This window comes from Paenibacillus brasilensis (assembly GCF_009363115.1).
GTDB lineage: Bacteria > Bacillota > Bacilli > Paenibacillales > Paenibacillaceae > Paenibacillus > Paenibacillus brasilensis.
Genome location: NZ_CP045298.1, coordinates 1,565,925 through 1,577,500, shown reverse-complemented (window position 1 = coordinate 1,577,500; position 11,576 = coordinate 1,565,925). Strand labels below are relative to the sequence as shown.

6 protein-coding genes and 2 rRNA genes are annotated in these 11,576 nt (G+C 48.1%); all 8 read left to right on the top strand.

The features are described from left to right. Window positions 1–140: 140 nt before the first annotated feature. The 8 genes from GCU48_RS07555 to radA all read left to right on the top strand — a co-directional run bounded on the left by GCU48_RS07555 (window position 141) and on the right by radA (window position 11,573). A 23S ribosomal RNA gene (locus GCU48_RS07555) occupies window positions 141–3,067 on the top strand. Window positions 3,068–3,214: 147 nt separating this feature from the next. Continuing rightward, window positions 3,215–3,331, top strand: a 5S ribosomal RNA gene (gene rrf / locus GCU48_RS07550). A gap of 166 nt (window positions 3,332–3,497) precedes the next feature. Beyond that, window positions 3,498–4,685, top strand: a complete 1,188-nt coding sequence (locus tag GCU48_RS07545; protein ID WP_152379557.1) for a GNAT family N-acetyltransferase — start codon at window positions 3,498–3,500, stop codon at window positions 4,683–4,685. Between the two features lie 616 nt (window positions 4,686–5,301). After that, window positions 5,302–5,766, top strand: a complete 465-nt coding sequence (locus tag GCU48_RS07540) for a CtsR family transcriptional regulator (protein ID WP_025715706.1) — start codon at window positions 5,302–5,304, stop codon at window positions 5,764–5,766. An 83-nt stretch (window positions 5,767–5,849) separates the two neighbouring features. Next, a complete protein-coding gene (gene mcsA / locus GCU48_RS07535) occupies window positions 5,850–6,374 on the top strand; it encodes a protein-arginine kinase activator protein McsA (protein ID WP_152379556.1) in 525 nt (174 codons plus the stop codon). Window positions 6,375–6,403: 29 nt separating this feature from the next. Beyond that, on the top strand, window positions 6,404–7,468 hold the full coding sequence (gene mcsB / locus GCU48_RS07530; protein ID WP_025715704.1) for a protein-arginine kinase McsB: 1,065 nt from the start codon (window positions 6,404–6,406) through the stop codon (window positions 7,466–7,468). A 44-nt stretch (window positions 7,469–7,512) separates the two neighbouring features. Next, window positions 7,513–9,957, top strand: coding sequence for an ATP-dependent protease ATP-binding subunit ClpC (clpC, locus tag GCU48_RS07525; RefSeq protein WP_152379555.1), 2,445 nt, complete (start codon window positions 7,513–7,515; stop codon window positions 9,955–9,957). A 242-nt stretch (window positions 9,958–10,199) separates the two neighbouring features. Further along, entirely contained in the window at window positions 10,200–11,573 is a 1,374-nt protein-coding gene (radA, locus tag GCU48_RS07520; protein ID WP_152379554.1) for a DNA repair protein RadA, read from the top strand. Window positions 11,574–11,576 lie beyond the last annotated feature (3 nt).

Sequence of the window (11,576 nt, the reverse complement as noted above, 5' to 3'; positions counted from 1 at the left end):
AAACGAAATTGCGTTTTAGAATATTCCTTTAAGCTGATCTTGTGTAAACAAGTGAAATAAAGGTAGCAGCCTTGAATTTCATTCACACATTCGTGTCGAACCGAAATTCAACGCAAATCGTATTTACGATGTAAATACTAGGTTAAGCTACAAAGAGCACACGGAGGATGCCTAGGCGCCAGGAGCCGACGAAGGACGTGGCGAACAACGATAAGGCCTCGGGGAGCTGTAAGCAAGCTTTGATCCGGGGATGTCCGAATGGGGAAACCCGGCTGTCTTCATCGACAGTCACTACTCACTGAATTCATAGGTGAGTGAGAGGCAGACCAGGGGAACTGAAACATCTAAGTACCCTGAGGAAGAGAAAACAATAGTGATTCCGTCAGTAGCGGCGAGCGAACGCGGATTAGCCCAAACCAGGGAGCAAGCTCCCTGGGGTTGTGGGACGTCTCACATGGAGTTACAAAGGAACCGGTTAGATGAAGAGGTCTGGAAAGGCCCGCCAGAGAAGGTAAAAGCCCTGTAGTTCAAAACTTGTTCCCTCCGAGACGGATCCCGAGTAGTGCGGGGCACGTGAAACCCCGTATGAATCCGGCAGGACCATCTGCCAAGGCTAAATACTCCCTGGCGACCGATAGTGAAGCAGTACCGTGAGGGAAAGGTGAAAAGCACCCCGGAAGGGGAGTGAAATAGATCCTGAAACCGTGTGCTTACAAGAAGTCAGAGCCCAATTTAGGGGTGATGGCGTGCCTTTTGTAGAATGAACCGGCGAGTTACGTTCCCGTGCAAGGTTAAGGTGAAGAGCTGAAGCCGCAGCGAAAGCGAGTCTGAATAGGGCGAATGAGTACGTGGACGTAGACCCGAAACCGGGTGATCTACCCCTGTCCAGGGTGAAGGTGCGGTAACACGCACTGGAGGCCCGAACCCACGCATGTTGAAAAATGCGGGGATGAGGTGGGGGTAGCGGAGAAATTCCAATCGAACCCGGAGATAGCTGGTTCTCCCCGAAATAGCTTTAGGGCTAGCCTCGGAAAGAAGAATCGTGGAGGTAGAGCACTGATTGGGTGCGGGGCCCGCAAGGGTTACCAAGCTCAGTCAAACTCCGAATGCCATAGATTTAGTTCCGGGAGTCAGACAGTGAGTGCTAAGATCCATTGTCAAAAGGGAAACAGCCCAGACCATCAGCTAAGGTCCCCAAGTGTGTGTTAAGTGGGAAAGGATGTGGAGTTGCACAGACAACCAGGATGTTGGCTTAGAAGCAGCCACCATTGAAAGAGTGCGTAATAGCTCACTGGTCGAGTGACTCTGCGCCGAAAATGTAACGGGGCTAAACACACCACCGAAGCTATGGCTTGATGCTTGCATCAGGGGTAGGGGAGCGTTGAATGCGGGTTGAAGGTGTACCGGAAGGAGCGCTGGACTGCATTCAAGTGAGAATGCCGGTATGAGTAACGAAAAGATCTGTGAGAATCAGATCCGCCGAAAGCCTAAGGGTTCCTGAGGAAGGTTCGTCCGCTCAGGGTAAGTCGGGACCTAAGGCGAGGCCGATAGGCGTAGTCGAAGGACAACAGGTGGAAATTCCTGTACCACCGTAATCCGTTATGAGCGATGGGGTGACGCAGTAGGGTAGTGACGCGGACTGATGGATGTCCGTCTAAGCAGTGAGGCTGGTGTGTAGGCAAATCCGCACATCGTAAGGCTGGGCTGTGATGGGGAGCGAAAATTGTAGTAGCGAAGGTCATGATCTCAGACTGCCAAGAAAAGCCTCTAGCCAGGAGAAGGTGCCCGTACCGCAAACCGACACAGGTAGGCGAGAAGAGAATTCTAAGGCGCGCGGAAGAACTCTCGTTAAGGAACTCGGCAAAATGACCCCGTAACTTCGGGAGAAGGGGTGCCTCGGTAGGGTGAATAGCCCGAGGGGGCCGCAGTGAAAAGGCCCAAGCGACTGTTTAGCAAAAACACAGGTCTGTGCGAAGCCGCAAGGCGAAGTATACGGGCTGACGCCTGCCCGGTGCTGGAAGGTTAAGGGGAGTGGTAAGCTCTTCGGAGCGAAGCTATGAACCGAAGCCCCAGTAAACGGCGGCCGTAACTATAACGGTCCTAAGGTAGCGAAATTCCTTGTCAGGTAAATTCTGACCCGCACGAATGGCGTAACGACTTGGGCGCTGTCTCAACGAGAGATCCGGTGAAATTTTAATACCTGTGAAGATGCAGGTTACCCGCGACAAGACGGAAAGACCCCATGGAGCTTTACTGCAGCTTGATATTGAATTTGGGTACGATCTGTACAGGATAGGTGGGAGCCGTTGAACCTTGAGCGCCAGCTTGAGGGGAGGCATCCTTGGGATACCACCCTGATCGTATCTAGGTTCTAACTTGGTACCGTGATCCGGTACGAGGACAGTGTCAGGTGGGCAGTTTGACTGGGGCGGTCGCCTCCTAAAGAGTAACGGAGGCGCCCCAAGGTTCCCTCAGAATGGTTGGAAATCATTCGAAGAGTGCAAAGGCAGAAGGGAGCTTGACTGCGAGACCTACAAGTCGAGCAGGGACGAAAGTCGGGCTTAGTGATCCGGTGGTACCGCATGGAAGGGCCATCGCTCAACGGATAAAAGCTACCCTGGGGATAACAGGCTTATCTCCCCCAAGAGTCCACATCGACGGGGAGGTTTGGCACCTCGATGTCGGCTCATCGCATCCTGGGGCTGAAGTAGGTCCCAAGGGTTGGGCTGTTCGCCCATTAAAGCGGTACGCGAGCTGGGTTCAGAACGTCGTGAGACAGTTCGGTCCCTATCTGTCGTGGGCGTAGGAAATTTGAGAGGAGCTGTCCTTAGTACGAGAGGACCGGGATGGACGTACCGCTGGTGTACCAGTTGTTCCGCCAGGAGCACCGCTGGGTAGCTATGTACGGAAGGGATAAGCGCTGAAAGCATCTAAGCGTGAAGCCCCCCTCAAGATGAGATTTCCCAGTATGTAAGACCCCTTGAAGACGACGAGGTAGATAGGTTGGGGGTGGAAGTGCAGTAATGCATGGAGCTGACCAATACTAATCGGTCGAGGGCTTATCCTAAAGAATAAGGCGCAATGGAGTTTCGGATCCAGTTTTCAGGGTGTAAGTTTGATGTAGCGTAAGCTCAAGTAGCTTAGGCTGGACAAGCGAACACACAGCATTTGGCGATGCTGATTCCTGAAAAAGAATTTGCCTCGCAAATTCATGTTTGGTGGCGATAGCGGAGGGGTTCCACACGTACCCATCCCGAACACGACCGTTAAGCCCTCCAGCGCCGATGGTACTTGGACCGCAGGGTCCTGGGAGAGTAGGACGCCGCCAAGCAACAAATAAAGAGGATCATGATCTTAATGAGATCATGATCCTCTTTTGTGTATTTTAACGACTACTATCAATTCCTAAGGTTGACAGAAAGAAAAGGCTTTGCGACACTCTAAGTGCACAATCTTTTTTATGGAGACATAAGTATACGAGCGAGGTGACGAAGGCTATGGAGATCAGACAATTACAACGGGAGGAATTTGAAGCTGCTATTGAATTATCCCAATATGCTTTTCAGTTTACAATGTCCCCGGAGGATCTGGAGAAATCCAAGAAAAAGTTCAAGCCAGAACAAACATGGGGCATATTCGATGGACATGACTTGAATGCTAAGCTGACTTTGCTACCTTTGCAGGTATACATACATGGTCAGGTTTTTGAGATGGGTGGCATTGCTGGTGTGGCAACGTGGCCAGAAAAGCGTCGTGGAGGCATGGTTTCACGTTTGTTGACACATGCGCTTAAAGAGATGAAGTCTACTGGACAAAGCCTTTCTTTTCTGCACCCATTCTCCTTTGCCTTCTATCGTAAATTTGGATGGGAAACGTATGTTGAGTACAAAAAGTATGTTATCCCGATTGATAAATTTCCTGCTAAGCTTAAAACAGAAGGCATAGTCAAGCGGGATATTAAAGATATTTCTGAACTGAACCAAGTGTATCAAGCGTATGCTTCGTCTTATAATGGCACGCTGGTACGGGATAAGGAATGGTGGCAAGAACGGATTTTAAATGAGAACTACCGAACCGCAGTTTATTACTCAGAAGCAGGTAATCCTCAGGGATATGCGCTATACAAAATTGAAGATAAGCAGTTGAATTGCGATGAATTGATATATGAGAATGAAACGGCGCGTCGGGCTTTATGGACTTATTTTGCAAATCATGATTCCATGATAACCCAAGGTAAATTTATTTACGTTCCGGCAGATGACAATCTGCCATTTTTACTCGATGATCCGCGAATTCAACAGGAAACGCTGCCTTATTTTATGGGACGAATTGTGGATGCAGCTGCTTTTGTCGAAAAATATCCCTTTAAAGCAATTGGAGTGGAAACACGCTTGACCTTAAATTTGTCAGATCATTATGCTCCATGGAATGAAGGAGTATGGACATTAACGATAAACTCTGAAGGACGAGGATATTTAGAGAGAGTAGATACAAGCAGTTCTTCTGAAAACAACATAGCAGTTGACTTGAGTGTTGGCATCCAATCGCTGACGACCCTAATGCTTGGCTATCAGCGCGCTGATGATCTATATAAGTGGGGGCGTATTGAAGGACGCAGTGAGTCTGTGTCTGCATTGAAACGTGTAGTACCAGTAAAACAGACGTTTTTGTTGGATTTTTTCTAATCCTGGCCTAGACTTTATTCGAGAAAATGGGTGGCGTTGGCGACGGGAAGCACGATTCGTCTATACAAGTAGCACGAGAGTAGCAGGATGGGTAACCTTCAGAATAGGTAACTTTTAAGTTTAGCTTATACAAATGATTTTTTTCAGGACTCTTTCCAGAATGGGGAGAGTTTTTTTCTTACATTGTATAAAACATAATTAGATTGCGAAAAATGGTATTGACCCCTTGGCAAAAATGAAAAATATGCTATAATGTGAATATAGTCAAAGAAAGTCAAAGTCAATTAAACCTAGTGTGATCCATTAGAAGGTAATGATGCTGATTGACTGGCCGTATTGAGTATTTTGACAGCAAAGAAGCTAAACAGGATTGAAATCATTTGTGGATAGTCAGTAGCTGCTCTTATAAACATAAGAGAAGTGTATGATTTATCGCAAATATAGGTCACACTAGAGACTAAACGGCACGTTTTCAAGAGATGCAGCAGGGTGAAAAAGTCCTGATACAGCTTAGATTCGTGACTTTACCGTTTGGTTAAGTTCAATATACGGCGGACTCTGTGGAGCGTGAAATGTACTTGAATACTTGCGTTTCCGTTAGTGGAGGATGAATGAAATGCGCAATGTTTCCGATATTATTGAACAATATTTGAAGAACATATTGCTTGAAAGTCCCCAAGGCTTAGTGGAGATTCAGCGCAATGATTTGGCTGACCGTTTTTCTTGCGTGCCGTCGCAAATCAACTATGTTATTAGTACCCGTTTTACGCTGGAAAAGGGCTATGTGGTGGAAAGTAAGCGTGGTGGTGGGGGCTACATTCGCATTCAACGAATTCAGTTGCCTGCACAGCATGCGATACACACACATCTTCATCAGAGCATCGGGGAGGAAATTAGCCAATCGGCGGCAGAAGGACTGATTTATCAGTTGGAGGAAGCTCATTTTCTAAGCAAAAGGGAAGCGAGTTTAATGAAGGCCGCTTTATCGAGGGACACCTTATTGCTGAAGCTCCCCTATCGTGACCAGCTGCGGGCAAGGTTGCTTAAGGCTATGCTGTTCTCGTTGCTGGCGACCAAATAGTCAGTAGCCATAACCAGTAAATAGAGATTTACGATTCAGATGTAGGGATTTGTGAAAATCCAGACGTTGAAGGAGGTGCTTTTATGCTGTGCCAGGAATGTAATATGCGGCCGGCAACTTTGCATTTCACCAAAATTGTGAACGGCGAAAAGACAGAGTTTCATATTTGTGAGACATGTGCGAAGGAAAAAGGGGAAATGCTCCCTGGAACACCCAATGGTTTTTCGATTCATAGCTTATTGTCGGGGATGCTGGATTTTGACTCCAGCACCAAGAGCCAGTCCTCAGGCCACAATGGTACACAAAATCTGCAATGCAAGGATTGTGGCATGACCTATACACAGTTTAGTAAGCTGGGGCGTTTTGGGTGCCCGTCGTGCTATCAATATTTTGACAGTCGTCTGGACCCTCTGTTCAAACGTGTGCATGGCAGTACAGGTCATGTGGGTAAAGTTCCGGTCCGGACTGGAGGCCGTCTGAAGGTTAAACGGCAGATTGATGATTTGAAAAAAGAGATGCAACAGCATATTGTACAGGAAGAATTCGAGGCAGCTGCTGAGCTTAGGGATCAAATCAGAAAGCTTGAAAAGGAAATGACTGAAGAGTAAAGTTTGTGAAGAGTAGGAGGGAATGCGTGATGCCCAATATCCGATTTACGGAAAAGCCGCTAAGTGATTGGATGCGTGGTGATGCTGCGGATTCGGAGATTGTCATTAGTAGCCGGGTAAGAATTGCGCGTAACTTGCAACATCTGCCTTTTCCCATGCTTGCTACCAATCAGCAGTCGGAAGAAGTGCTTCAACGCTTGACGGATATCCTTCAGTATGATGATTTGGGTCGTTTTGGTACTTTCCATACCTTGAAAATATCCGAGTTGGATGAGATCGACAAGCAGGTACTGGTTGAGAAGCATTTGATTAGTCCTAATCTGGCGAACGAATCTCGTAACGGTGCTGTGTTGATTAGTGATGATGAATCGGTTAGTGTTATGATAAACGAAGAGGATCATCTGCGTATTCAGTGCTTATATCCGGGATGTCAGGTTAGAGAAGCTTGGGAACGAGCTATGATTATTGATGATGCATTTGAAGCGCATGTTGATTATGCATTTGATGATCGGAGAGGTTTTCTGACCAGTTGTCCGACAAATGTTGGCACAGGTATGAGAGCTTCGGTGATGATGCATCTGCCCGCATTAGTCATGACTCACCAAATCAATCGTATATTGTCCGCTGTTTCACAGGTAGGTCTTACGGTTCGTGGCATTTATGGTGAAGGCAGCGAAGCGGTCGGTAATTTGTTTCAGATTTCTAATCAGATTACATTAGGACAAACCGAAGCGGAAATTATTGAAAATCTACATGGCGTGGTGCTGCAGATTATAGAGCACGAGCGTTCTGCCAGAGAACGGCTGATGAATGAGTCCATGTTGCGAATTACAGATCGGGTGATGCGTTCATTCGGTATTTTGTCATATGCAGCAGTGCTGGATTCAAAGGAGGCTGCGCAGCGGCTGTCCGATGTACGTCTCGGCGTGGATTTAGGGATTTTGGAGCGTCCATCCATCGCAGCGATGAATGAACTGAATGTGATGACGCAGCCTGGATTTCTGCAAAAGAGCTTTGGCGATAAAATGAACACCGGTGAGCGCGATATGTACCGGGCGAAGCTGATCCGGCAAAAATTAGGCACAACCCTTTAATATATAGTTTTATCTGAAATACACACTGTGGAGGTGCAGGATATATGATGTTTGGAAGATTTACGGAACGTGCACAAAAAGTGCTCGCCTTGGCCCAGGAAGAAGCTGTTCGATTGGGACATAACAACATTGGTACAGAGCACATTTTGCTCGGCCTCATTCGTGAAGGTGAAGGAATAGCAGCCAAAGCCTTGATCGGTTTAGGCCTGGGACTGGAAAAAATCCAGGATGAAGTGGAGACGCTTATTGGACGCGGTCAAGAGCAACCGACGAACATTGCCTATACTCCTCGCGCCAAAAAGGTCATCGAGCTGTCTATGGATGAAGCGCGTAAACTGGGTCATACCTATGTGGGCACAGAACATATTTTGCTCGGTCTCATTCGTGAAGGTGAAGGCGTAGCGGCCCGTGTACTGAACAATCTGGGCATCAGTCTGAATAAAGCGCGTCAGCAAGTGCTCCAATTGCTAGGCAGCAGCGAGGCTGTTTCCAGCCATCACGGCGCTCCGACTAATGTCAGCACACCAACCCTGGATAGCTTGGCACGCGATCTGACGGCATCTGCGAAGGAAAATAACCTGGACCCTGTTATTGGGCGCAGCAAGGAAATTGAGCGCGTCATTCAGGTGCTCAGCCGCCGTACAAAGAACAATCCGGTTCTGATCGGGGAGCCTGGGGTAGGTAAAACAGCGATTGCCGAGGGATTGGCACAAAAAATTATTGCCAATGAGATTCCTGAAACGCTGCGTGACAAACGCGTAATGACACTCGACATGGGCTCTGTGGTAGCAGGCACCAAGTATCGTGGTGAATTTGAGGATCGTTTGAAAAAAATTATGGACGAGATTCGTCAAGCTGGAAACATCGTATTGTTCATTGATGAGCTGCATACGCTGATTGGTGCTGGTGGAGCGGAAGGGGCAATTGATGCCTCCAACATCCTGAAGCCTGCATTGGCACGTGGCGAACTGCAATGCATCGGTGCAACAACGCTGGATGAATATCGCAAATATATTGAGAAGGATGCTGCTTTGGAGCGTCGTTTCCAACCGATTACTGTGGATCAGCCTTCTCCGGAAGAAGCGATTCAAATTTTGTATGGTCTGCGCGACCGTTACGAAGCGCATCACCGTGTGAAGATCACGGATGAGGCAATTGAAGCGGCAGTAAGATTGTCGGACCGTTATATCACCGACCGCTTCCTGCCTGATAAGGCAATTGACCTTATTGACGAAGCAGGCTCCAAGGTAAGGCTAAATTCCTACACCGTACCGCCAAACCTGAAGCAACTGGAAAACCGTCTCGAAGATATCCGTAAGGAAAAGGATTCGGCGGTACAAAGCCAGGAGTTTGAAAAGGCAGCAGCGTTGCGTGATACAGAGCAAAAAATTCGTGAAGAGCTGGATGTTACGAAAAACCAATGGAAAGAACAACAGGGTCGCACAGATTCCGAAGTTACACCGGAGGATATCGCTCAGGTCGTTGCAATCTGGACAGGTGTTCCAGTCAGCAAGCTGAAAGAGGAAGAAACACACCGTCTGCTGAATATGGAACAGTTGTTGCATGAGCGGGTGATTGGGCAGGATGAAGCTGTTAAGGCGGTAAGCCGGGCTATTCGCCGGGCACGTGCTGGTCTGAAAGATCCGAAGCGTCCGATCGGCTCCTTTATTTTCCTCGGTCCAACTGGCGTTGGTAAAACAGAATTGGCACGTGCATTGGCTGAATCCATGTTCGGAGATGAAAATGCGGTTATCCGTATTGATATGTCTGAATATATGGAGAAGCACTCCACGTCCCGTCTGGTAGGAGCGCCTCCAGGGTATGTTGGGTATGAAGAAGGCGGACAACTGACTGAGAAGGTACGTCGTAAGCCTTACTCTGTTGTGTTGCTGGATGAGATTGAAAAAGCGCACCCGGAAGTATTCAATATTCTGCTGCAAGTGCTGGAAGATGGACGTCTGACGGATTCCAAAGGTCGTGTTGTTGACTTCCGCAACACACTCATCATTCTGACATCCAATGTCGGTGCACAGGCGATTAAGCGTAACTCCACGCTTGGCTTTACAGCCGTTGTGGACGCTGGAGCGGACTACGATAACATGAAGGGTAAAGTGATGGATGAACTGAAGAAAAGCTTCCGTCCTGAGTTCTTGAACCGGATTGATGAAATTATCGTTTTCCATTCTCTCGAAGAAAAGCATATCGCCGAAATCGTGTCACTCATGTCTGAGGAGCTGCGTAAGCGTCTGAATGAGTACGAGGTAGACTTTGAATTGACAGACAAGGCTAAGACATTCCTTGCGAAGGAAGGCTTTGATCCAGCTTACGGTGCACGTCCATTGCGTCGTGCAATTCAGAAGCATATCGAAGATCGTCTGTCCGAGGAACTGTTGACTGGAAATATTACTAAAGGTGATTCTCTGCTGATTGATGAGGAGAACGGTGCATTGACAGTAACGAAAAAGGATAACGTATCCGCGAAGTCCTAAAACGTTTTACTAAATAAAGCAGTACAGAAGGGTGCCTCGCAGGCTGGAAAGCTATTGCGAAGGCACCCTTTTTGTGTATAGAACACTACGGAATGGTTGGGTAAATGCTTTGGAAAAGTTTGTGATATCGCTTTACGTCCGCCAAGCTTCAATGGTAAACTTTTATTGTTACAGATCTTTCCGGGCTGTATCAAGATAAATTTGACATCATTTGTCGTCAATAAGGAGCCAGGGATCAAAGTATGGCTAAAGTGAAAACTAAATTTTCCTGTACGGAATGCGGTTATGAATCGCCCAAATGGTACGGAAAATGTCCTGGATGCCAGGCATGGAATTCCATGGTGGAAGAAACGGAAAGCGTTGTAAAAACTCAAGGAATGGGTTCTTCCCTTCTTACTCATAGCACAAAAGATAAGCCGCTCCCCATTATTGAGGTAGAGAGTGGCAAAGAAGCGCGAATTTTGACGGGAATTGGCGAATTGAATCGTGTGCTTGGCGGAGGCGTAGTGCCGGGGTCCCTCGTTCTGGTGGGCGGTGATCCGGGGATTGGTAAATCTACGCTGATGCTACAAACCTCTAATGAGCTCGCTTTAACCGGTTTGAAGGTGCTGTACGTGTCTGGTGAGGAGTCGGTTCGTCAAACGAAGCTGCGCGCAGACCGACTGGGTGCCTTGTCTCCCAATTTGTACGTATTATGTGAGACGAATTTGGAGACGATTGAAGAAGCAGTGGACAGCTTGAAGCCCGAATTTTTGGTGATCGACTCTATTCAGACCGTATATTTGCCGGAGGTGACAAGTGCGCCAGGAAGTGTGGCTCAGGTCCGAGAGTGTACCTCACGCTTTATGCGAATTGCCAAGGGACTAGGGATTGCTACGGTGCTGGTAGGACATGTGACCAAGGAAGGGGCAATTGCAGGCCCACGTCTGTTGGAGCATATGGTCGATTGCGTGCTTTATTTTGAAGGAGAGCGTCATCATACGTATCGGCTGCTGCGTGCAGTTAAGAACCGTTTCGGTTCTACGAATGAAATCGGCATTTTTGAAATGGCTGAAAGTGGCTTGCGTGAGGTAGCGAATCCTTCTGAGCTTTTCCTGTCTGAACGACCACTAGGGGTGGCTGGTTCCACTGTTGTAGCCAGTGTGGAAGGAACCCGACCTGTGCTGGTCGAACTGCAAGCGCTGATTGCGGCCACGCATTTTCCTTCTCCACGCCGAATGGGTACAGGAATCGACCATCATCGGATGGGATTAATTATCGCCGTGCTGGAAAAACGGATGGGCATGTTTTTGCAAAACCAGGATGCTTATCTCAACGTAGCCGGCGGCGTGAAGCTGGATGAGCCCGCGGTGGATTTGGCTATAGCGGTGAGCATTGCTTCCAGTTTCCGGGACGCTCCTACCAAGCCGTACGATGTAATTTTTGGTGAAGTAGGGTTGACAGGCGAGGTGCGGGCTGTATCCCGAGCAGAGCAGCGAGTGCGGGAAGCGGAAAAACTGGGTTTCAAACGGGTGATCATGCCAGAGAAAAGCCTGAAGGGCTGGACACATCCGAAAGGGATACAAATTATAGGAGTAGCAACGGTGGCAGATGCACTGGCAGCCGCATTAGATTAGGGG

What these genes read in the sequence shown, in the direction of transcription:
- GCU48_RS07545 (WP_152379557.1), top strand. Translation starts at nt 3,498, where the DNA reads ATGGAGATCAGACAATTACAACGGGAGGAATTTGAAGCTGCTATTGAA.
- GCU48_RS07540 (WP_025715706.1), top strand. Translation starts at nt 5,302, where the DNA reads ATGCGCAATGTTTCCGATATTATTGAACAATATTTGAAGAACATATTG.
- mcsA (WP_152379556.1), top strand. Translation starts at nt 5,850, where the DNA reads ATGCTGTGCCAGGAATGTAATATGCGGCCGGCAACTTTGCATTTCACC.
- mcsB (WP_025715704.1), top strand. Translation starts at nt 6,404, where the DNA reads ATGCCCAATATCCGATTTACGGAAAAGCCGCTAAGTGATTGGATGCGT.
- clpC (WP_152379555.1), top strand. Translation starts at nt 7,513, where the DNA reads ATGATGTTTGGAAGATTTACGGAACGTGCACAAAAAGTGCTCGCCTTG.
- radA (WP_152379554.1), top strand. Translation starts at nt 10,200, where the DNA reads ATGGCTAAAGTGAAAACTAAATTTTCCTGTACGGAATGCGGTTATGAA.